Genomic DNA, 22,893 nt, shown 5'->3' with positions numbered 1-22,893 from the left:
TTGTCAGCTGGATTAACTATACTTAATATTGTATATAATTATTCCATAAAATACACATAATTATTAAAAAAAGAGAAATACATAATTATTTCAGCATATTGTTCTTCAAAACTGCTTTTTTCCATATCATCTGACTCTTGATTAGATTTAAATGGAAAATTTTCTATTTGAAAAGGGTATTTTAATTCACCCCCAACCCAATCTTCCAGTTTCTGCTCAAATTCCTTTGGAGTATGGCCGTCATCGGCTTTTTGCCCGAAAAGTTTATAATGATTTATTTTAAAATATCTTATCATTTCCGTTTTATTCTTATCAACAGCAATACGAGCAAGGTTTTTTCCGTCAGGATTAGTAAAGTCAATTCCGAAATTATATCCATACTCTTTGGAAAATATGAAATCTCTTAAATTTTCTCTGTTATAACACGCGTTAAGAACTAATTGAAATAATTTAACATCATCGGTCTTAACCGCTTCAACCAAAACATTAACGTAACCCGTGACATCAAGATAGTTAGGATTAGCTCCCGCATTTAATAAAGCTTCAACTATTTTATATTTTTCTTCTTTATCGAGTTTGGAAGCAACGGCAATATGAAGCGGAGTTAACCCTTTAGCATTAGGAAGATTAGGGTTTGCTCCTATTTTCAAAAGTTTTTCGGTAAATAAATAACTCTTGGCGGCTGCGATGTGCAGCGGGCTTTCGCCCAGACAATTGACACTATTTTTATGAGTTGATAAGTAAGTTGCAGAAAAGCAGTCAAATAATTCCTGATTGCTATTGTATGCCGCTACATGAAGCTTAGTATTCACACTATCATCAAAGCACTTTATATGATTAAAGAAAGCATCGTTTAGTAATTTAAATCCTTTCTTTCCAATAAATTTTTCCGCCATGGAATCTAGTGCGTTCAATAAAACTCGATCCGAATAAGTGTTAATACTTAAGTGACCATCGTTCAATAATTCCAGTAAATTTTTTTCAAATTTAAGAGTAGTCAAGGCATTCAGTATCTGAGGTATAAACTTCGGTGCAGTTTTAGGGTATGCCGAAAGAAAAGCATATAACACTCCTTTATCCTGTAATTCCAAACTGTCATCCATACAGTATTCCATAAAACTTCCCTTTCCGAACAGGATATTAAAAATTTTATTTGCAAAATCCACGCAATTTTTTCCGATTAAAATATATTCTTCATTATAAAATCGCTTGCTTATTTTACGTAAGAAAATTTCTACTTTTTTGATTTGTTCCGCAGTAACGTCAATTTCGATTTCCATTGATGCCCAGTCACTGATGTGCTCACGTGCTTCTCTCTCAAATATCTCATCCAGGTCTTCCTGCCCGAATCCTTCCGTTTTTCTTTTTTTAAAATGTTTTTTATCATAAAAAGTTTCATTTCTGATATATGATTCACCGAACATCTTTCCGTAAACCTTAGGTGCCAAACCGAAATCAACGGAAATACCAGTAGCTTTTTCTTTTATACTTATATAAGCATGATATTTAGCGATCTTAAAACTTACTGTATAAGGATAATCCGTTTTATCGTTTAATACTTTTTCTCTTATTGATTGCGGAGAAACATCTATAAAAATAACCAGCTCTTTAGAGTTTAATTTTAAAACGGAGTTACAACTGACCTTGGCTACAGGTTCTTTTGTGTTAATAAATTTTTCAAAAATTTTTTCTAAATTTTTTGTATCCGGAGCCTGCTGTAAATTTACAACATAATAATATATTTTATCCGTAAAAGCATCTTTGATTCGACACATCTTAAACGAATCATTTTCAAATATTTTCTTTAAGTCACAACTTTCGAGCTCGCTCAAAACCATCTTATTTCTTCCTTTAAAAATAAATTCCCTAAAATATATGCCTATAAATGATGTGTATATTGAGTTACTAAACTACTATAATAAGTAATGAACTTGTTATAAGAACTATAATTAATACTAAACGTCAAATATTTTAATATTAAAATGTACGTGCCTAAGATTATTGACCATACCAACCTCTTAAGATATATTGCATTATATATTAATTGCCAAATACCAAGAAAAGTATGACAAATAACCCTGTGCATTATCCTGAAGTTAATCCCAATCCTCATTTCCCTACTCTTGAAGAGAAGATTATTGAAAAATGGAAGGAGGAAGATACTTTCAAAAAATCAGTTAAAGGGGATAAAGATTTTATATTTTATGATGGCCCTCCGTTTGCTAACGGATTACCGCATTACGGCCATTTGCTTACCGGATTTATCAAAGATATTTTTGCTCGTTACCAGACGACGCGCGGGAAAAAAGTTGAGCGTAGATTTGGATGGGATTGTCATGGGTTGCCTGCTGAAATGGGTGCTGAGAAAGAGCTAGGTATCAGCGGAAGAATTGCTATTGAAGAATACGGGATAGATAAATTTAATGACTATTGTAGAAAGTCAGTACTTAAATATACTAAAGAATGGGAAGCATACGTAACTAGGCAAGCTCGCTGGGTTGATTTTGAAAATGATTATAAAACCATGGATATTAATTTCATGGAAAGTGTATTGTGGGCTTTTAAAGCACTTTACGACAAAGGGTTATTATATGAATCTCAACGTGTCTTACCTTATTCATGGGCATGTGAAACACCGGTTTCGGATTTTGAAACCAGGATGGATAACTCATATAGGGAAAAGAGCAGTAAAGCAATTACGGTAACACTAAAACTTAAAAGTGTACCCCGAAAACTAAGCGGAAAATCATGCAAGCTTGTAATTTGGACGACGACTCCCTGGACTTTACCTTCAAACTTAGCCGCGGCAGTCGGAGAAGATATTGATTATTCCTGCGTAGAGAAAGCCGGAGAACATTATATTATTGCTTCCACTTTACTACATAAATACGAGAAAGAGTTAGGTAATAACGTTGTTTTAGAGATCAAAGGTAAAGAATTAGTCGGCTTACAATACGAACCTTTATTCAAATATTTCGCCAATCATGAAAACGCGTTTAGAGTTCTTGCCGGTAGCTTTGTAACTACAGAGGATGGAACCGGTATCGTTCATATTGCGCCCGGTTTCGGTGAGGATGACCAAATATTATGTGAGCAAAATAACATTAAAGTTGTTTGTCCGGTCGATAACGGCGGTAAGTTTACTCATCCGGTGGAAGATTTCCTAGGTCTGCAAGTTTTTGATGCCAATGACCAGGTAATTAAAGCATTAAAAGAGCAAGGTAATTGGATAAAAACCGAACAATATCTGCATAACTATCCGCATTGTTGGCGTACAGATACACCGCTTATTTATAAAGCCGTTCCTTCATGGTATTTAAAAGTGACGGCGATTAGAGATAAAATGGTTAAGAATAACCGGCAGATAAATTGGATCCCGGGTCATATTAAGGATGGATTGTTCGGCAAATGGATAGAAAACGCACGAGATTGGTCTATTTCACGTAACAGGTTCTGGGGTTGCCCGATTCCTGTTTGGCAGAGTGATGATCCGAAATACCCTAATATTGAAGTTTACGGTTCAATAAAAGAATTGGAAGAGGCATTCGGAGTAGAAGTAAAAGATTTACATAGGCCGTTTATTGATACCCTTACAAGGCCTAATCCGAAAGACCCGACCGGTAAATCATTGATGAGAAGAGTATCGGATGTTCTTGATTGTTGGTTTGAAAGTGGTTCAATGCCTTTTGCTCAGGTGCATTACCCGTTTGAAAACAAGCAGTGGTTTGAGGATAACTTCCCGGCTGATTTTATTGTTGAATACTTAGCCCAAACACGCGGCTGGTTTTATACGTTAACCGTGTTATCAACCGCATTATTTGATAGGCCGGCATTTTTAAATTGCATTTGTCACGGAGTAATTTTAGGAGACGGGGGACAAAAGCTTTCTAAACGGCTTAAGAATTATGTGGATCCTAATGAAGTGTTTGATACTTTAGGTTCGGATGCAATGCGTTGGTATATGGTTTCTTCAACCGTCATGCGCGGTCAGGAAGTAGTGATTGATAAAGATGCACGAGGTATGAAAGAAAGCTTAAGAGCTGCAATCAAACCCTTATGGAATGCATATAACTTTTTTACGCTTTATGCGAACGCCGATAATTTAAGAGCAACCTTTGATCTTTCTTCGCAAAATTTAATGGATAAATATATTTTATCTAAATGCTTTAAAAGTATAGGGCTAATTCAAAAGGCAATGGATGAATATGATACTCCAAGTGCAACTAAAGTTGTTGAGAATCTGCTTGAAGTTGTTAATAACTGGTATATCAGACGTTCAAGAGAAAGGTTCTGGAAATCGGAACATGACCAAGATAAAATAGATGCTTATAATACTTTATTTAGTGTTTTAAATCTGATTTGCCGTGCCGTCTCTTCGCTATTACCGTTAATTACCGAAGAAATCTATCTTGGGCTGAATAATAATACGGGTAGCGTTCATCTGGAAACCTTCCCGGATCAAGCGATATATCAAGCTGATGAAGATTTGATTTCAGATATGGAAAGAGTGCGTGATGCCTGCACAGCTGCACTTCATATCAGAAGCGAATCAGGAGTTAGGGTCAGGCAGCCGCTTGCCGAAGTTACCTTCATAGGAGTAGCGGCAAATGTGATTTCGGAAGAACTCAGCCATTTAATATTGGATGAAATTAATGTCAAGGCTTGGAATAGCGTGGATAAATCTAAGATTAACGAATACGCAACTTATAGATTACAAATTAAATTCCCAGTAGTAGGCAAGAGAATACCTGAAAAAGTTAAAGATATTATCAGCGCCAACAAGAAAGGTGACTGGAAACTTGAAAACGGGAAAGTAATAATCGGCGGCGAGGAGTTAAGAGAAGAGGAATTTGAGCTAAAGTTAGAACCCAAAGCTGAGTTTGCGGGAAGAATCACTGCTTTATCAAGCAATGATGCACTTGTATTATTAGATCTCAATATCACCGAAAAATTAAGGTTGGAAGGAATAGCGCGCGATATAGTCAGGTTAATTCAACAGGCACGAAAGAGCGCTAATCTGGAAATAACCGAGCGTATTAAGGTATCCTTAGTTTCAGATGATGAAAATATAACCCAGGCTATTAAAATGTGGGATCAATATATTAAAGAACAAACTTTATGTGTTGAAATTAGCTCTGATAAATTTAGTGAAGAACAGGTTTACGAGGAAGAAGCTGAGCTTGAAGGCATAAAAGTTAGTCTAAAACTTGCCAGGTATTTTTCCTGAGAAATATTGTTGTTAATTAAGGTAAATTAATAACTTAATTATATTCTTATAAACAACATAGTTAATAACTTTTAATAATATAAATAGTATTAATGTGAATATCTTATAAATTTAAATTCTTTACTTTTTGTTTAATAAACTAAACATAGGTATACTACTGGTTATTTACCTTATTGATTAAATAATGTATAAAACTACCAATGCAAATTTGTATTATGGTAAAAACAATGCGTACAGCACCTGGACTAGATGAAGCTTTAAAAGACCCGAGGTTGGAATATATTTCAAGCTCAGGATTATTTCCTACTTCCTATGTATTTCCAAAGGAACCTACTAAAAATCAAAAAAAATTCGATGATATGTCAAACAGAGTAGTTGATTTTGATAAAATTTTAGAAGAATCACGCCAAAAATTTGATAATGATAGAGAGGTAATAAAAAAACTATTCCAGCATGTTAAATATGAAGAATTTGAAGAAGCATATAATTTCTTCATTAAGCAAAGCTGGGAAAGCTCTTCAGTTCTAACGAATTGCTTATTTCCGAATAGTGATCCTAGCTTAAAAAAGTATAACGAAGCGCATACTCAATTACATAGATTTCTTCTAAATTCTTCATCTGAAGATAAAAATACTAAATTAAAAAATTTCTACGAAGCTTCACGCTCTAAAGATTTTCATAAAATTGAAGAAGAGCAGGATAAAAATTTCAATATTATTACAGATAGATTTAAGTCTCAAAGCTTCGCTGAGGCTTATAAGGCTCAAAAAGCTATATTATCAGAAATATCGCAAGGAAGAGCATAAACAAGTTAGTGAAAAACAGGGCTGAAATATTTCGTTTATTAACTAATTCTTAGCCCTGTCTCTACATTCAAAAAATTAAATTATAAAAATTTAAAAGTACTAACAGCTGTAAAAGTTTATTTAACTGAACTAAAGCTTAAGCAATGCGCTTCCCCAAGTGAGCCCGGCACCGACTGCAGTCATTAATATAAGATCCCCCTTCTTAACCCTTCCGGTTTTCACATATACATTCAAAGCAAGAGGAATAGAAGCAGCAGAGGTATTTGCATGCTGATCAATCGTCATAATCACTTTATCTTCTGCTATACCTAACTTTTGTGCTACTGTTTGCATAATGCGATAATTAGCTTGATGAGTAAGTATCCAATCAATATCAGAAAAATCTACTTGATGAGTCTTAAGTAAGTTAGTCGCACTCGAAGACATTTTCTCAACTGCATTTTTAAATACTTCCCTACCGTTCATCTCAATCTTTGCTTCAGGATTACCTTTTACAACTCCACCGTTTACTTTCAAAATATCGACTAAGCTTCCATCCGAATGAATCTCGGTTCCTAATATTCCTCTATTTTTTTCCTTGGTCACTTCGAGTATGACCGCCCCTGCTCCGTCACCGAACAACACACAAGTTGACCTATCTTTCCAATCAACTATTTTTGAAAGTACTTCTGCTCCGACTACTGCTATACGTTTAAGGTTACCTGCTTTAATCATTGAGTCAGCAACTGATAGAGCATATATAAACCCGCTGCACACTGCGCTAATGTCAAAAGCGAATCCTTTCTGCATACCTATTTTATGCTGAACGCTTGTTGCTGTAGAAGGAAAAATGAGATCAGGTGTTGCAGTTGCTACAATAACGCCGTCCAGGTCATTAGGACTCAAATTTGCATACTCCAAAGCACTCAAAACTGCTTTTGCAGCAAGGTCGGAGGTAAGTTCATCTTCAACTATGTGGCGTTTTTTTATTCCCGTACGACTTACAATCCATTCATCGGTAGTTTCAACGCTTTGCGCTAAATCATTATTGGTAATAATTTTTTGAGGTAAATATGCCCCTACCCCAACTACTGCACAGTTAGTCATGAACCGATACCTAAAATTCTTGCTGAAGTTTTCTTAATTTTTTCAACTATATTTTGACCTAAACTCATTTCACCTTGCAGAATATCAAACTCTTTTATGATTTCCTGGTTGATATTGCGCTGAGCTAAATCATAAGCAACGTTGATAGCATTGGCAAAACCGATAGCTTCAGCGCCGCCATGACTTTTGACAACTATACCGTTTACCCCGATGAACATTGCCCCGTTATTAACATTCGGGTCAACACTTTTGAAACTTTCCTTCAATGACTTTTTAGCCAATAACCCGCCGATCTTAGATGATAAGTTGTTTTGGAATCCTTGTTTCATGATTTGCATCAACAACCTTGCCGTTCCTTCCGCAGTTTTAAGAACTATATTTCCTGAAAACCCGTCTGTAACCACGACATCAACCACACCTTTAGTTAAATCATGCCCTTCTACATAGCCGATAAAATTAAGACCGGATTTTTTAAGCAAATTATAAGTTTTCTTTTCTATTTCTCTTCCTTTTATCTGCTCCACACCTACATTTAAGAGTCCGATAGTTGGACTTTTCTTATCCAGGATTATTTTAGCGAAACAATCTCCCATTAAGGCAAATTGGAACAAGTTGGTTTCATCACACTCGGCGTTGGCACCTAAATCCAGCATAACAGTGCCGCCGTTTAGGTTCGGAACCACTCCGACAATCGCCGGCCGCTTTATACCGGGAAGCTCTCCAAGCACGAGCTTCGCCATCACCATTAATGCGCCAGTGTTTCCGGAAGATACGCAAGCTACCGCAGCATTTTCCTTAACTGCATCAATTGCTTTTCTCATACTTGAGTTAACACCGTTTTTCAGCGCTTTAATCGGCTGCTCGTCATCAGAGATATAAGTTCCCGTTTCAATGAATTCATAGTTTTCTTTAAGTATAGGAAACTGCTCAAATAGATTGCCTATTAACTGCTGGTTACCGAAAATCTTAAAATAAAGATTAGGATTTTTATTTAAAGCAATACTTGCCCCTTCTATAACGGCACGAGGCGCATTCGCGCCTCCCATTGCATCTAAACTTATAACTATCCTTTGGGACATAATATTATTAAATAAATTTATGCCTCAGCAGCTTCGCTTGCTGAATCTTCCGTAGGTTTTTCTCTTTTAATTAAGATTTGCTTGCCGTTATACATCCCGTCTTTTAAAGAAATATGATGCGGAAGCTTTGCTTCACCGGTATTTTTATCAAAAGAAACGTTAATCGGTTTCAAAGCATCATGAGCTCTTCTTTTATCTCTTCTTGACGTCGAAGTTTTCTTCTTAGGTACTGCCATTATATATTACTTTAAATTATTCTTTAGTGTGCTTTATAATACAGCTTTATAATTAAATCCAGAACTTTTATAAATGAACGTCGATTAATTTAAAATGTTTTAATAAAGTAAATTTGTGATAAATGTATATACCTTGAAAAGATAATAAGAAAATTATTTTTATGTCCTCAACGACTACTTCATTACTCAGCAAGAGACGGTTCCTGACTATTTTCATCTGTCAATTTTTGTCTGCCTTTAGTGATAACTTCGTAAGAACGGCTTTTACAACCCTGGTCACTTATTATATTACTGAAATCTCCGAGATAAGCAGATCAATTCTAATTACGCTTTCCATGGCGTTATTTGTCTTGCCGTTCTGTATTTTCTCTGCTTCGGGCGGAAAACTGGCGGATAAGTTCCGTAAATCCCGTTTAATAGTATGGCTTAAAGCAATTAATATTATAGTCGCGCTAATTGCAGTTGTCGGCTTTCTTACCGGCAGTTATTTTATCTTGCTATTCTCTATTTTTTTAACTGGTGTTGAAGCGGCATTATTCGGTCCCGTGAAGTATAGTATACTCCCGGAAGGCTTAAAGAAAAGTGAACTTATACTCGGAAACGGTCTTATTGAAGCCGCTACTTTTGTAGCTATACTATTTGGAGTTACTTTCGGCGGACTTTTTGTCTCGCATGATAGCTTTGATGTGTATCTGATCTGTTTTATAATCCTTGCCACAGCTATTATATCATATGTTTTTGCCCTCTTTATTCCAAATTCAACCGTATCCGACCCGAGCATAAAACTTTCCGCAAACTTAATTTTAGAAACTAAAGAGTGTATAACTTTTACCCGTAAACACCGCCGTGCCTTCTTGGCTATTCTAGGTATTTCCTGGTTTTGGCTAATCGGCAGCGTTTTAATTTCTCAAATGTCTAACCTGACTAAGGAGGTTTTCGGAGGGGATGAATCTGTGTTTACCCTTCTGCTTGCCGCCTTTTCTTTTGGAACGGGTGTGGGATCCATGCTATGTAATAAGCTTCTAAAAGAAGAAATTACAACTAAATATGTGCCGACTTCAATGATGGTAATGAGCTTTTTCTTTCTTGATTTATGGTGGACTTCCACCATTTTTGAGAAGAAAGATTACCTTGGGGGCATCCATTATTTTCTTTCTAATGTTGACGGCATTAGAGCATTTATTGATATTTTTATGATTTCAGTTTCGGGCGGAATATATATAGTCCCCCTCTATGCCTTATTACAACTTGAAATTAAAAAAGAATTTCGTTCGCGCGCAATTGCCGCAAGTAATATCATGAGCTCTTTTTTTATGGTAGTTGCAAGCTCAATAACTATGGCGCTGATTGCCATCGGTCTTTCAGAGCCGCAACTACTATTTATTCTGGCGGTAGCTAATTTCTTTACCGCAAGTTATATCTGCCAAATTTTACCGGATACCGTAATTAAGAACTTTTTCCAAATGGCATTAAAACTTATTTATAGAGTAGAAATTGAAGGAATGGAGAATTACCACAAAGCCGGAAAAAGAGTTTTGATTATTGCAAACCATGCTTCTTTTATTGATCCGATTTTGATCGGTGCATTACTGCCTGATAGGCTTATTTTTGCTATAGATACATATATTGCCCGTAAGTGGTGGCTAAAACCTTTCCTTACCTTTTTACGCGCTTTTCCGGTCGACCCTTCAAATCCGATGGCAACTAAAACGTTAATCGATAAGTTAAAATCCAATACGCCTGTAGTTATATTTCCTGAAGGCAGAATTACAGTCACCGGGTCTCTAATGAAGATTTATGAAGGTCCGGGTATGATAGCGGATAAAGCTGATGCAGTGCTCCTTCCGATAAGGCTTGATGGCCCTCAGTATAGTGTGTTTTCCCGTATGCATGGTAAGTTGCGCTTAAAGTTATTCCCTAAGATCAGAATGCATATTTTAAAACCGCAAAAGCTTAGCGCAGCTCATGACCTTATGGGAAGGGACCGTAGGCATGAGATAGGCAATAGGCTTTATGATATTATGACTGAAATGATGTTTAGCGGAGCAAAAAATACCCAAACTCTTTTTGAAAGTTTTGTTCATGCTAAAGAGCAATTCGGTGGCAATACGACAATTATTCAGGATTCTAATAAAAACTCCCTCACCTATAATAAAATCTGTGCTGGTAGCTTCGTTTTAGGAAAAAGAATTGCAGCTAAAACCAATTATAAAGATTATGTCGGGTTTTTGCTGCCTAATGCCGCTGGAACTGTAGTAGCATTCTTTGCAACCATTTTATACGGCAGAGTTCCTGCAATGCTTAACTTTTCTACCGGGCTTAAAAACTTAATTTCCAGCTGTAAAACAGCTAAAATAAAAATTATTTATACATCAAGAGTATTTATAGAAAAAGCAAGCCTTGAGCATATGATTGATGAAATTAATCAACATGATATAGAAATTGTATACTTAGAAGATTTACGTAAGGAAATAAAATTCTATCATAAAGTTAAAGGTATTTTAAAAGCTTTATTCCCGCTTTATTACTACCAGCACTATTTTACTAAGAAGAAGTATAAAAAACTGCCTCATGCTAATGATCCGGCGGTTGTGCTATTCACTTCAGGTTCCGAAGGATTGCCGAAAGGAGTTGTCTTAAGCCATTCAAATATAATTGCTAATTTAAAACAGCTTTCCTCAAGGATAGATTTCACATCATCCGACAAACTCTTTAGCGCCCTTCCGGTATTCCACTCATTCGGTCTGACGGCAGGTATGATTTTACCCCTCTTATATGGTATATCCACCTATTTTTACCCCTCCCCTCTTCATTACAGGATAATTCCCGAGATGGTTTACGGAGTAAATGCAACTTTCTTTTTTGCAACCGATACGTTTTTAGCCGGATATGCTAAATATGCCCATCCCTATGACTTCTTCAGTATAAGGTATGTTTTTGCCGGAGCTGAAAAATTAAAGGAAGAAACCAGAAAAATTTGGCAGGAAAAATTCGGTATAAGAGTTTTAGAAGGATATGGTACAACGGAAACTGCGCCGGCAATCTCGGTTAATAGCCCGATGCATTATAAGCCCGGCACTGTAGGTAGAATACTGCCGAATATAAATTATAAGCTCGAGCCGGTTGAAGGAATCAATAAGGGCGGGAAGCTTATTGTCAATGGGCCTAATGTAATGCTTGGTTACCTAAGGCCCGAAAAACCCGGAGTTATACAAAAGCCTGCTCATGTTACTCAGGATGAAATATATGAAGGGTGGTATGATACCGGAGATATAGTCTCGGTTGATGAAGATAAATATGTGACTATACTAGGCCGTGCTAAGCGATTTGCTAAGATCGGCGGAGAAATGGTCTCACTTGCAGCCGTTGAAGAAACAGTAGCTAAACTATGGCCTGAAAACCTTCACGGCACACTAAGTATAGATGACCCTAAAAAAGGCGAAAGCATTATTTTGTTTACCGACAAGGAAGGGGCAGCAAAAGAGGATATTATTCGCTTTTTAAACAAAGAAGGTTATTCGGAGTTATATATTCCTAAATCAGTTATATATATTGAGGAAATGCCTCTCTTAGGCGCCGGGAAAATTGATTATATGTCATTAAAAGAAAAGCTGAAGAGTATATAAGATTAGGTTTTAACTATGATCAAAGAGCCGTTTCTTATTAATACACCGTTTCCGATAAAAACCGAGCGACTTATCTTGCGACCTGTAATGCCTGGTGACAGTAGCATCATTTTCAATTTAATAGAGCAATCAAGAAATAATTTGGGTGAATGGCTGCCATGGGTGAGCAGTGTAAAGGCTGAGGTTGACAGTGAAAAAATGCTTGCGAGTTTTATACTCAATTTATTTTAAAGAAAGCGTTTCGTTTCCTTATTTTTCATAATGATTAATTTAGCGGGGGTTGCAGCTTGCATAAAATTAACTGGAATATCCCTTCCGCAGGGATCGGTTATTATTGCCATAAGCTACATCAAAATAACGGCTATATTTCTGAAGCTATAACCGCACTTATCTTTTATGGTTTTCACCAATTAGGCTTGAGGCGCATAGCTATTATTTGCGATGATGATAATGTTAAAAGCGCATATATTGCAGAGAAGTTAGGCTTTATGCTTGAAAGTAAAGCTAAGGGGTTAATTCCTAAGCCCAGCACTGATGAACTTAGAGTTAGCCGCTGCTATGTGATGTTTAATACAAATGGCTTAGAAAAACACAAAGTCGAATGGCAAACTGATTTTATCTTTATATTTATAAAACATAAGCTTAGCAAGATAAATAAGTTATGCAAACAGACTTCTATTGATTGCTAAAAAAATTAAAAAATGTTACCAATTTAATTAGTAAGGGATGAGAATGATTATGAAATATATTGGAGACTGGGGCTTATATCATATTATTATTGTTATAAGTATAATAGTAACTTGGTTAAACTATCTTAGAATTAACAGTTTAGAAAAACAAATTAGTTTTCTGAAAAATGAATTACAAAGAGTTTTTAACCCGGTAAAAGCAGAGGGTAAAACCCTTCTTAAAGAAAATCTATCTTTAACAAATGTGGATGCAGAGCAAACCAAAGCAAGCACCATTCCATCCCGGCAACAATCAAAAGAAGATATATTATCTTTTAATACATCGCATCAGGAAATGCCAAAGGATATAGCAAGTGGTGTACGAGGCAATGAAGAAGTATATGAGAAGATAAAACCGCAAGAAAGCTTTGAACATAAGTTTGGAACTAAACTTTCTGTGTGGATCGGAGGCATTGCACTAATACTTGCTGTCTTTTATATGGTAAAATACTCTATTGAAGTAGGCTTAGTTAATCCTACAACGCGAGTAATATTAGGTATATTTTTTGGTATCGGATTATTATATGTCGGGCATATAGTCAGAGATAAAACTAATTTAGCCAATGGAAAACGTATAGCCCAAGCATGTTCAGGCGCAGGTATTGCTTCTCTTTATATATGCATTTTCAGTGCTGTCACGCTTTATTATCTTATACCCGTGGTTGTCGGCCTTATAGGTATGACCATCGTCACCTTAACTGCGATTATTTTATCATTAAGACATGGAGCACCGATTGCAATTTTAGGTTTAGTAGGCGGGTTTTTAACTCCGATAATGGTAGGTATTCAAGGTATTGATACTCCCGTTATGTTTTTATATTTATATTTTGTGCTAACAGGGCTGATGGTAGTGATTAAAAAACAGAATTGGTGGTTTTTAGCAGCACCGGTAGTACTTTGCGCTTTCTTATGGGTAATATTCTGGTTGTTTGCCGGTTATGTCAGGGCTTTTGATACGATATGGCTCTCTATATTTTTAATTGCAATAAGCGGCACCATTATTACTTTATCAAAGGATGAGCATGATAGCCATGATGCTGTTGACATTAGATCCGGAAGTAAAATTTCAGCTTTAAATTATTTTGCTATTGGTGGAGCTTTAAGTTTAATGGCGGTTATTACTAAGCATAGTAATTTCAGTGCAATGGAATGGGGGCTATTCAGCTTACTATCGCTAGGCACAATCTGCCTTGCTTATTTTAACCAGAAACTTTACGGAAAATTTCCTTTTATATCATGTTTAATCAGTATCGCTTTATTGTGGTTTTGGAATTATGATCAGACCGGCCATTTTATATTTATGATATTATTATTTTCCCTAATTTACATGGGTAGTTCTTATTTTCTGCAATGGGAAAGCAGAGATCCGAGACTATGGGGATTGCTGTTTGCAGTGAGCAGTATCGGATATTATATCGTAAGCTGTTATAATATTAATTTTTATCTTTCCGCAGGGAAAGTATCATATTTATGGGGCGGTATAGCTTTACTGACAGCATTACTTGCTTTTTTCATATTTAAACAAGTTCAAAGCAGGATACCCGAAAACCATCCTTATAAAGAACATGTTTCAGCAATATACGCTGCAATTTGTACTGCTTTCATCTCCATAAGCTTTGCAGCCGTTATCGGTTATGATTCATTATATGTTGCTATTGCACTACAAATGATGTTTGTTGCCTGGATTAATACTCGAACTAACATTAAAGCTTTAAAACATATTATTACCACACTTGCTTTTATTTTCGGAGCTTTAATTATACCGAAAATATTTACCATATTAGGAAGAATAAACTTCCATCATATATTTAATACACAATTTTATGAGTTAAAAAATATTGATAACGTCGGAACTTTCTTTTCACATACTTACGGACTAATAACTCTTACTGCTTGTATTTTTATATGGTTTTTAAGCCGTACATTTAAGATATTAGGCTTAATGCTAATAACCTCATTTATTTGTCAGCTCTTATTTTCTACCTGGCCGATTCAAGGTAAAGCTATTGCAGAAGCTCCGTTATTACACTTAGGTTTACCGGCTCTTTGCTTTTTGATTACCGATTACCTGCTGCCTAAGGAGAAAGACGGGGCACTGAATAATGTATTTGACGTAGCTACTGTAGCATTATTAAGCTTAACAAGTTATTGTGTGATTCGCTATCTATTCCAAACTGCTGATCAAAGCTTCTTGAGCGAAGCTGCCGGTTTTCTTGAGCGCGGAATAATAACTAATATATTTCTCGTTATCGGATTAGCAAGTATATCTTTAGGTAAACATGAAAACCGCCGTGGACTTATTTTAAGCGGCCTGACACTTTATGCTATTTCGGTATTCAGAGTTTGTTGTTATGACCTGATCATATATAATCCCCTATATTCATCTCAGTCCGTCGGAGGATTGCCTATTTTAAATTCTCTCTTGATTGTATATGCTTTGCCGATTTTTTGGATTCGCGCTTTTATTAATAATTTTCCGCTGGTTAATAAAAATAGTTGGATAAGCTACGGTTATGCACTAATGATGATATTAGCCTTTACATATGTTACACTTAACATACGTCAATTCTTCCAAGGTTCATATCTGAACGGCTTCCAAACAAGTAATACGGAGATATATACCTATTCCATAGTATGGCTAATATTTGGCTTAGGATTATTGTTTTTAGGCACAATGCGAAATGATAGAATGATAAGAATTTCATCGTTAATCGTTATGGTTGCCGTAATCGGCAAGGTATTTTTATATGATGCTGGCGAGCTTTCCGGGTTATATCGTGTATTTTCCTTTTTCGGGTTAGGGTTTAGTTTACTCGGATTAAGTTGGTTTTATACAAAATTTGTACTTACCACTGCAAAAGAGACCTTGAATATAAGATTATAATCCCGTGGATTAACCGGTTAAGAATATTTTTTACTTTAAAATAATTTTGGGTTTAGCTCGAGTAACATGGTTAAAATTTAACGGTAATTCCTACTAAAAACATAGCCCCTTTAATTTTAATTTTTGCAGTTCCGACATTATCAATCATCATACTGTTTACATATTTTTTGTTTTCAGCTTTTATTTGTCCGTAATCATAATATCTTAATGCTAAGTCTAAATATAATTGCTCGTTAATCGGTAGCTGCCCCCCTACCCCAACACTCCATGCAAAGTTATTATGCACTTTACCTGGTATCTTATAATCAACTGCTCTGTAGGCATTTGAAATTTCCTCCAAACAATTTACCTGTGAATCGGCACTGCGGTATTTATGTCTAGCCATGCCCGCTCCTGCAAATATATAAGGAGAAAAGTTATAGATTTTACCTAAATTGTAATTAACGCTAGCAAGTACGGCAGTAGTAGAGATTTTTAGTTTGGATGCTGAAAACGGTGTGCAAGCGACCCTTATCGGAAATCCGGACATGTTTACGGTAGTAATAGGATAAGCATAGTTACCTAATGACCCTGCGTTTAATTTACTTTTCCCATGTTGAAAGGTTAGCCCGACCTCAATTGCATCACTTACTTGATAACCAAGACCTAGATCAAATAAAAAATCATTTCTAAAAAACGAATTATTATGATGCTTGCCCGAATTATTTTTGTAAGCGGATTTCTCATTAGGCTTGATATAACCAAGTCCGATTTTCGCATAAAAACTATTATCAGCACTGGCTAAACCTGGCATTAATAGCATTAATAATACTAATATTTTTTTTAACATTGATTAAATTTTATTAAATTATTTTTTAAAGGAAGAAAGGAACTAAAGTTTGATTTTTTATAAAAATAACTTTAGTTCTTATAACGATAAATACGAATTACAGTAATGACATTTTTAATCAAAAAAACTTATAGCAAACTCTATAAATTCATTTTCACAGATATAGTTTTCCGTCATATTAGAAATGCTAGCTTTACAAAAATCTGGCAAATAAGATTTTAATTCTTTATCATTTTTTAAAGTTATAAATGATTCCTTACAATTTAAAAATTCACGGTTCTTAAGGTCATTGATACCTTCTTTTACCGCGGCTTTAAATTTTATAAAATCTATTTTATAATCATCAAGCATTTCTTTTAAAATTGATGTCTCCATCGGTATTTTAATATCTTTTTTAAATTGTTCAAAAAATTCTGGAAACACTTTTTTTAAAGCATTAGGAGGGGTGCTTGGGTGATATTTCTTTGAGCAAATTTTAGAAATTTGTTTTAAAAGAGAATCGCTTTCATTTAAAATTAATTTTTTTTGATACTCAATATAATCTGGATCACTGCCGTTATAGATAGTCATATAATTTTACTCCTTAAAATAATTTTTGTTAAGACAGGGGCAAATTATACAAATTTTTTTTCATTTACCGCAATACCAATTTATAACCAAACTGATACTAACAATGTAAAAAAATAGTAGTTTTTTAAGATTTGTTTAAAATATCAATAACTTAATTAACATTTTAAATTTATTCTAATACTTGTTCTATGTGATTTAATATATGTTAATTAAATATACAATGAACAATAATAACAATAAACCAGCAGCTATTACTTAATCTTAATGTAATAGTAACTATTTTTTAACTAAACTTTAAAACATATAGAAATACTAAGATTTTATTAAATATTGAGAAACTATAACCAAAATGCAGCCAAGTCGGAGAAGCATTAACAAGAGCAAATTCTAAAATAATATTAGGTGGATTAAGTAGAATACACATAAAAAAAGACGCGCTCAACGCACGTCCTTTTTATTACTTATTGCTTTTAATTAAGTATTACTTTCTATCTGAAAGTGAAAGAAACTCCCTATGGCTTTCACCTATATAAAGCTGTCTCGGACGACCGATTTTTTGTTGCGGATCTTCGATCATTTCTTTCCATTGAGCTATCCAGCCAGCCGTTCTTGCCACAGCAAACATTACTGTGAACATAGGAGTCGGAATCCCGAGCGCTCTATAAATAATACCTGAATAGAAATCAACGTTAGGATAAAGCTTTTTCTCGATAAAGTACTCATCTTGTAAAGCAATCTTTTCCAGTTCAATTGCGATTTGAAGTAGCGGATCATTTTTAATATGCAATTCATTCAATACTTCCTGGCAGGTTTTTTTAAGCACTGATGCACGTGGATCATAATTTTTATATACTCTATGCCCAAAACCCATAAGCCTAAACGGGTCATTCTTATCTTTAGCACGCTCAACAAAGTGCGACACCCTATCAGGGCTTCCTATCTCTTCGAGCATCCTAAGCACAGCCTCATTTGCACCGCCATGTGCCGGCCCCCAAAGTGAAGCAATACCTGCACCAATCACTGCAAAAGGATTAGCTCCGGAAGAGCCGGCAAGCCTTACAGTTGAAGTTGAAGCATTTTGCTCGTGATCAGCATGCAAAATAAATATCTTTTCAATTGCCTTAGCAAATACCGGATTAATCTTATATTCTTCAGTAGGTAGTGCAAACATCATTTTAAGGAAGTTTTCACCATAACTTAAACTATTATCCGGATAAACAAATGGTTGCCCGACAGAATATTTATAAGTCATTGCAGCAAGAGTCGGTACTTTTGCAATTAATTTTAAAGCAGCATTCTCTCTCTGTACGCTATCTTTAATATCAAGGGTATCATGATAAAATGCTGATAAAGAACTAACCGCTCCAACCATAACAGCCATCGGATGCGATCTTCTCGGATATCCTCTAAATAAGAACTGTAGCTGTTCATGCACAAGCGTGTGGTGTTTAATGTTCTTAACAAATACTTCCTTTTCAGAAGAACTCGGCAGCTCACCATGCAATAATAAATAACAAACTTCCAGAAAGTCACTTTTTTCTGCCAGATCTGCAATATCATAGCCTCTATGTCTTAAAATCCCTTCTTCTCCGTCAATGAAAGTCATTGCAGAGTGACAAGAAGCAGTAGACATAAAGCCGGGATCATAAGTAAACAACCCGGTTTCCTGATATAATTTTGTAACATCCATAACTGCAGGGCCTTCATTTCCCTCTATTATAGGCAGCTCGATCTCCTTATTTAAAGATGGTATAACCAACTTTGCAACTTTTTTATCTTGAGCCTTTGCACTTAAAGATTCCACCATATTTAAACCCATAAAATAATTCCCCATTAGTATTATAATATATTGCAATGCAACAAGTTGCAAGTATTTTAAAAATATTAGTAATATATTACTATTCCAAGCAGTTATTAATTATACTTGTTACAAAATTATTAAATAAAGCAAAATTTAAAAATATTCAACCTTAAGCTGAATCCTAAACCACTCTAATTAAAAAATTACCCTTGCAGGAAAAATTTACTTAACTATGCTCTCATAAAAATACTTTAAGTTATGCAGAATATAGAAACTAAACGCAAACAGCTATTATATAGAAGCACCCATAGAGGCTGCAAAGAAACCGATATTTTAATCGGAGAGTTTGCTGCAAGGTATATACCTTCTTTTTCTTTGCAGGAACTACTGGATTATGAGCGCTTTCTTGAAATAGATGATGTAATTTTATATGACTTAATTTGTGAAAAGGAAAGTCCGGAAGACAGCCTTGTAGATTCTAAAATTATAAAGCTCATTATTAATTTTAATAGAATAAGAATAAATGCCGCCTAAAATTTTTATTATTGCCGGGGAACCTTCTGGGGATTTGATCGGAGCAAACTTAATTAATTCCTTAAAGCTTTTGTTGCCTAATTGCAGTATTTATGGTGTAGGCGGTAGTAAAATGATTTCTCAAGGGCTAAATAGCATATTTGATATAGAAGAAATTTCTATTATGGGTTATATCGAGGTACTTCCTAAAATATTTAAGATTAAGAAGCTTCTAACTAAAACTTATCAGGAAATTATAAAAATAAATCCTGATGTAATTATCACCATTGATTCTCCCGGATTCAATTTAAGATTAATTAAACGTTTAAGAAAATATTTCGGAAATAAAATTAAAATTATTAATTATGTTGCACCGAGTGTTTGGGCATATAAACCTGAACGTATATATAGAGTTAAAGCTTTATATGATCATCAACTTTTAATTTTGCCAATTGAAAAGCCATATTTTGATACGATTGGGTTCCCTTCAACTTTTGTCGGGCATCCGATCCTTGAAGAACCTTTAGTACAAAGTTTATCCAAAGAAGAAACTTATACTAAATATAATATTCCCTTAAAAAATAAGCTGCTAACCATAATGCCCGGTAGCAGAAAAGGTGAATTGAAGAAACATATATCTATTTTTATTGAGGCGCTAAAAGATATTAAGGAAAAACAACCGAATATTACTCTTTTTATCCCTACCCTTCCTCATCTGGAAGAGATTTTAAAAAATGAATTCGGTCAGTTTTCTCCCCTTATTTCTTCTAATAGTAAAATTAAAGATGAGTTATTATTTGCAAGCGATATAGCATTAGTTAAATCCGGAACTTCTTCGCTTGAATTGATGCGTTATAACTTACCTATGATTGTAGCTTATAAGGTATCCAGCTTAACTGCATTTATTTTAAAATTCTTTATTACCACAAAGTACTTTGCTCTTCCGAATATTATTTTACAGGAGGAAGTAGTTCCCGAATTAATACAGGATAAATGTACCGCGGGAAATATTAGTAATGCATTATACGCACTATTAAATAATAAAGAAAAGCAAGATTATCAAAAAGAAAAGTTTAATCTTGCTTTAAATATGTTTAATGTCAAAAACGGTGAAAAGCCCAGTATGCTTGCAGCTAAAAAGATTGCTGAGCTACTGTAACTTCACCATGCCAAAAGCTTTGGTCAAGGACCAGGTGATCAGTTAAGGTTGACTCTATAATTTCAAGTTTATTAATACCTGCACCATCCATGACTCCATAAACTAAGATTAATGCTTGTTGAATTAGCGGAGCAAAATGATCGGGTAGCTTAGGATATTTCTTCTGAGCCTCACTAACCGTCATTCCGGCAAATTCATATATTAAATCTTTAATTTCTTCTTTACTGATCGGATTAGTAAGATCGAGCTCATACTTAATACCCATGTACATTATTCTGCCTATACCTACTACTTTTGCAGTTTTAAGCTTCTCAACAATCAATTTATCTTTTTGAATATCTTTACCTAATTCATGCGACGTATATTCTAAAATTTCTTTTAATTCATCTTTATTAAAGAAACCTTCCTTAGTTAAATTAATTCCTTTTAAGGAAAAATCTTCTTTTAACTGGTGAACAAAATTAAATAAGCCCCATGGTCCTTCATATGTATGGATTTCATCATGTTCGTCTTGAACCGAGAGCTGAAAACTACCGCCTCCGATATCCCAAATAAGTAACTTATCAGGATCAACTCCTTTTAAATACGGATCACTTAGAGCTGTTTTGAACCCTAATTCTCCTTCTTCTTTTTGAGAAATTAAGTTTATGTGGATATCATGCAGTTTAAAAGTGTTAAGTAATTCGCTTGAATTTTTTGCATTTCTTGCCCAAGCGGTTGCAACTCCTTTGCATTTATGCTCACCGCAATCAATCCCGTATTCCTGCTCAATTGCTTTTAATGCCCTTAACCCGTTTGTTAAACACTCTTCGGTTATTGAGCTTTTATCAATTGAACTTGATATACATTGCTGATACCGTACAGCCTTATTTACCTCACCTAAATTTTTAATTAATTTGTTCTGACATATATCTACTAAATATCCTTTTGATTTAGTAGAACCTGATCCTATGTCAAATACATATCTTTTTTCTAAACAATTTCGATTTTCATCTTGATTTGCATTTTGATTTGCTAATGCTTGTGTAGAAAGAGAAAGAATAAACAAGAAGTTAAAAGCTATTCTCATGATTTCCCTATAAAAAGTTCGCCCCATTCTATAAAGATAATCATAAAAGTCAACCGTAGTCACCTACAATTTTACATGCACCCTAAATTAGTTAGCATAAGATGTGAAAAGCAGGCAACAATATATACTTACATTGATGAAATACAATTCAATTTAGTTAAAAACCCCACAAACCTTACGCTTCGGAGGTTTCCAACTAAATTATAATATTAAAAATCAGATGATGCTTCATCTGCTCCGCCCTCAGAAGGCGAGTTAGTGCCGACTTCATCAGAGATTATAGAGGCCACGTTACTATTGTTTCTGATTTGCATTTCAATTTCGGTGGCTATTGAGGGATTATCTTTTAAATACTTTTTAGCATTTTCACGACCTTGGCCGATTTTCTGCCCCTTATAAGCATACCATGATCCGGACTTTTCAATAATATCAGCTTTAGTAGCTAAATCTATTATTTCTCCTGTCTTAGAGATACCTTCACCATACATAATATCAAACTCAACAGTCTTAAACGGAGGCGCAACCTTATTTTTTACCACCTTAACCCTGGTTTGGTTACCAATTACATCATCTTTTTCTTTTAAAGCACCTATCTTTCTAATATCAATTCTTACTGAAGCATAAAACTTTAAAGCATTACCGCCGGTCGTTGTTTCCGGGTTACCGAACATAACACCGATTTTTGACCTGATTTGATTAATAAATACTAAAATACAGTTTGATCTTGCGACACTTGCGGTAATTTTCCTTAGAGCTTGGCTCATAAGCCTCGCCTGCAAGCCCATATGGCTATCTCCCATCTCGCCTTCAATCTCAGCCTTCGGCACCAGTGCAGCCACACTATCAATTACAATTACATCTAATGCTCCTGACCTAATTAATGTATCGGCAATTTCTAAAGCTTGCTCTCCAGTATCCGGTTGGGAGATGATAAGTTCATTGATATCTACTCCGAGTTTTCTGGCATATACCGGATCAAGCGCATGTTCCGCATCGATAAACGCACAAGCACCGCCTGCTTTTTGCGCCTCAGCTACAACATGCAAAGTAAGCGTAGTTTTACCTGAGCTTTCAGGTCCGAATATTTCAATAATTCTTCCTCTCGGAAGTCCGCCTATTCCGAGTGCAATATCCAAACCTAACGACCCGGTCGAAATCGCTTCAACATCCACGGTTTTTTTATTACCGAGTTTCATTACGGAACCTTTGCCGAAGGATTTTTCTATTTGACTTAATGCTACTTCTAATGCTTTTTGCTTATCCATAATTCACCTGATAAT

At 35.0% G+C, this 22,893-nt stretch carries 17 protein-coding genes; 8 read left to right on the top strand and 9 right to left on the bottom strand.

Going from position 1 to position 22,893, the window contains the following annotated elements; all coding sequences use genetic code 11:
• Positions 1 to 38: 38 nt before the first annotated feature.
• Positions 39 to 1,838 (bottom strand): ankyrin repeat domain-containing protein, encoded by a 1,800-nt coding sequence (locus NF27_RS02245; protein ID WP_039455304.1) that lies wholly within the window; start codon positions 1,836 to 1,838, stop codon positions 39 to 41.
• A gap of 227 nt (positions 1,839 to 2,065) precedes the next feature.
• On the opposite strand from NF27_RS02245, the gene ileS reads away from it, so the two are divergent.
• Both ileS and NF27_RS02235 read left to right on the top strand, forming a co-directional pair.
• Positions 2,066 to 5,227, top strand: a complete 3,162-nt coding sequence (ileS, locus tag NF27_RS02240) for an isoleucine--tRNA ligase (protein ID WP_039455302.1) — start codon at positions 2,066 to 2,068, stop codon at positions 5,225 to 5,227.
• A 227-nt stretch (positions 5,228 to 5,454) separates the two neighbouring features.
• Entirely contained in the window at positions 5,455 to 6,033 is a 579-nt protein-coding gene (locus NF27_RS02235) for a hypothetical protein (RefSeq protein ID WP_039455299.1), read from the top strand.
• Between the two features lie 129 nt (positions 6,034 to 6,162).
• Here the strand turns inward: NF27_RS02235 and NF27_RS02230 are convergent, their stop codons facing one another.
• From NF27_RS02230 to rpmF, 3 genes are read right to left on the bottom strand one after another with little or no spacing between them, the layout of a single operon-like run.
• Positions 6,163 to 7,119 (bottom strand): beta-ketoacyl-ACP synthase III, encoded by a 957-nt coding sequence (locus NF27_RS02230; RefSeq protein WP_039455296.1) that lies wholly within the window; start codon positions 7,117 to 7,119, stop codon positions 6,163 to 6,165.
• Complete coding sequence (gene plsX / locus NF27_RS02225; RefSeq protein ID WP_053332501.1) at positions 7,116 to 8,198, bottom strand: phosphate acyltransferase PlsX; 1,083 nt, start codon at positions 8,196 to 8,198, stop codon at positions 7,116 to 7,118. The genes NF27_RS02230 and plsX overlap by 4 nt, the downstream gene beginning before the upstream one ends.
• A 17-nt stretch (positions 8,199 to 8,215) precedes the next feature.
• Positions 8,216 to 8,434 carry a 50S ribosomal protein L32 gene (gene rpmF, locus NF27_RS02220; protein WP_038539601.1) on the bottom strand — a complete coding sequence of 73 codons (219 nt, stop codon included), beginning with the start codon at positions 8,432 to 8,434 and terminating at the stop codon, positions 8,216 to 8,218.
• A gap of 161 nt (positions 8,435 to 8,595) precedes the next feature.
• On the opposite strand from rpmF, the gene NF27_RS02215 reads away from it, so the two are divergent.
• Genes NF27_RS02215 through NF27_RS02205 form a run of 4 tightly spaced genes read left to right on the top strand, consistent with a single transcriptional unit; the run spans position 8,596 to position 15,672 of the window.
• The gene (locus NF27_RS02215; protein ID WP_039455293.1) at positions 8,596 to 12,060 is read left to right on the top strand and encodes an acyl-[ACP]--phospholipid O-acyltransferase; all 3,465 of its coding nucleotides are present in this window, start codon (positions 8,596 to 8,598) and stop codon (positions 12,058 to 12,060) included.
• A 15-nt stretch (positions 12,061 to 12,075) separates the two neighbouring features.
• Positions 12,076 to 12,291 (top strand): hypothetical protein, encoded by a 216-nt coding sequence (locus NF27_RS11025; protein ID WP_053332500.1) that lies wholly within the window; start codon positions 12,076 to 12,078, stop codon positions 12,289 to 12,291.
• Between the two features lie 56 nt (positions 12,292 to 12,347).
• Entirely contained in the window at positions 12,348 to 12,749 is a 402-nt protein-coding gene (locus NF27_RS11020) for a GNAT family N-acetyltransferase (RefSeq protein ID WP_053332499.1), read from the top strand.
• Between the two features lie 49 nt (positions 12,750 to 12,798).
• Positions 12,799 to 15,672 (top strand): DUF2339 domain-containing protein, encoded by a 2,874-nt coding sequence (locus tag NF27_RS02205; RefSeq protein ID WP_161791770.1) that lies wholly within the window; start codon positions 12,799 to 12,801, stop codon positions 15,670 to 15,672.
• A gap of 70 nt (positions 15,673 to 15,742) precedes the next feature.
• Here NF27_RS02205 and NF27_RS02200 read toward each other — a convergent pair whose 3' ends face one another.
• From NF27_RS02200 to NF27_RS02190, 3 genes are all read right to left on the bottom strand, one after another.
• Complete coding sequence (locus NF27_RS02200) at positions 15,743 to 16,501, bottom strand: outer membrane beta-barrel protein (RefSeq protein ID WP_084212756.1); 759 nt, start codon at positions 16,499 to 16,501, stop codon at positions 15,743 to 15,745.
• A gap of 114 nt (positions 16,502 to 16,615) precedes the next feature.
• On the bottom strand, positions 16,616 to 17,071 hold the full coding sequence (locus tag NF27_RS02195) for a hypothetical protein (RefSeq protein WP_039455287.1): 456 nt from the start codon (positions 17,069 to 17,071) through the stop codon (positions 16,616 to 16,618).
• A 481-nt stretch (positions 17,072 to 17,552) separates the two neighbouring features.
• Positions 17,553 to 18,890, bottom strand: a complete 1,338-nt coding sequence (locus NF27_RS02190; protein ID WP_239647811.1) for a citrate synthase — start codon at positions 18,888 to 18,890, stop codon at positions 17,553 to 17,555.
• A gap of 240 nt (positions 18,891 to 19,130) precedes the next feature.
• On the opposite strand from NF27_RS02190, the gene NF27_RS02185 reads away from it, so the two are divergent.
• Positions 19,131 to 19,406, top strand: coding sequence for an FAD assembly factor SdhE (locus NF27_RS02185; protein ID WP_039455284.1), 276 nt, complete (start codon positions 19,131 to 19,133; stop codon positions 19,404 to 19,406).
• Positions 19,396 to 20,544: a lipid-A-disaccharide synthase gene (lpxB, locus tag NF27_RS02180; protein WP_053332498.1), complete on the top strand. Its 1,149-nt coding sequence runs from the start codon at positions 19,396 to 19,398 to the stop codon at positions 20,542 to 20,544. The genes NF27_RS02185 and lpxB overlap by 11 nt, the downstream gene beginning before the upstream one ends.
• Here lpxB and NF27_RS02175 read toward each other — a convergent pair.
• Positions 20,519 to 21,613 (bottom strand): Ppx/GppA phosphatase family protein, encoded by a 1,095-nt coding sequence (locus tag NF27_RS02175; protein ID WP_039455281.1) that lies wholly within the window; start codon positions 21,611 to 21,613, stop codon positions 20,519 to 20,521. The genes lpxB and NF27_RS02175 overlap by 26 nt on opposite strands.
• A gap of 209 nt (positions 21,614 to 21,822) precedes the next feature.
• Complete coding sequence (recA, locus tag NF27_RS02170; protein WP_039455279.1) at positions 21,823 to 22,878, bottom strand: recombinase RecA; 1,056 nt, start codon at positions 22,876 to 22,878, stop codon at positions 21,823 to 21,825.
• Positions 22,879 to 22,893 lie beyond the last annotated feature (15 nt).

This window comes from Candidatus Jidaibacter acanthamoeba, assembly GCF_000815465.1.
Classification (GTDB): Bacteria; Pseudomonadota; Alphaproteobacteria; order Rickettsiales; family Midichloriaceae; genus Jidaibacter; species Jidaibacter acanthamoebae.
Note: the sequence above shows the minus strand (reverse complement) of the source record. Positions and strands in the feature narration are given on the sequence as shown.

Coding starts and splice junctions, on each gene's coding strand:
- lpxB (WP_053332498.1), top strand. CDS start 19,396: ATGCCGCCTAAAATTTTTATTATTGCCGGGGAACCTTCTGGGGATTTG.
- NF27_RS02205 (WP_161791770.1), top strand. CDS start 12,799: ATGAAATATATTGGAGACTGGGGCTTATATCATATTATTATTGTTATA.
- NF27_RS02245 (WP_039455304.1), bottom strand. CDS start 1,838: ATGGTTTTGAGCGAGCTCGAAAGTTGTGACTTAAAGAAAATATTTGAA.
- recA (WP_039455279.1), bottom strand. CDS start 22,878: ATGGATAAGCAAAAAGCATTAGAAGTAGCATTAAGTCAAATAGAAAAA.
- NF27_RS02215 (WP_039455293.1), top strand. CDS start 8,596: ATGTCCTCAACGACTACTTCATTACTCAGCAAGAGACGGTTCCTGACT.
- rpmF (WP_038539601.1), bottom strand. CDS start 8,434: ATGGCAGTACCTAAGAAGAAAACTTCGACGTCAAGAAGAGATAAAAGA.
- ileS (WP_039455302.1), top strand. CDS start 2,066: ATGACAAATAACCCTGTGCATTATCCTGAAGTTAATCCCAATCCTCAT.
- NF27_RS02200 (WP_084212756.1), bottom strand. CDS start 16,501: ATGTTAAAAAAAATATTAGTATTATTAATGCTATTAATGCCAGGTTTA.
- NF27_RS02230 (WP_039455296.1), bottom strand. CDS start 7,119: ATGACTAACTGTGCAGTAGTTGGGGTAGGGGCATATTTACCTCAAAAA.
- NF27_RS02235 (WP_039455299.1), top strand. CDS start 5,455: ATGCGTACAGCACCTGGACTAGATGAAGCTTTAAAAGACCCGAGGTTG.
- NF27_RS02190 (WP_239647811.1), bottom strand. CDS start 18,890: ATGGGTTTAAATATGGTGGAATCTTTAAGTGCAAAGGCTCAAGATAAA.
- NF27_RS11025 (WP_053332500.1), top strand. CDS start 12,076: ATGATCAAAGAGCCGTTTCTTATTAATACACCGTTTCCGATAAAAACC.
- plsX (WP_053332501.1), bottom strand. CDS start 8,198: ATGTCCCAAAGGATAGTTATAAGTTTAGATGCAATGGGAGGCGCGAAT.
- NF27_RS02195 (WP_039455287.1), bottom strand. CDS start 17,071: ATGACTATCTATAACGGCAGTGATCCAGATTATATTGAGTATCAAAAA.
- NF27_RS02175 (WP_039455281.1), bottom strand. CDS start 21,613: ATGAGAATAGCTTTTAACTTCTTGTTTATTCTTTCTCTTTCTACACAA.
- NF27_RS02185 (WP_039455284.1), top strand. CDS start 19,131: ATGCAGAATATAGAAACTAAACGCAAACAGCTATTATATAGAAGCACC.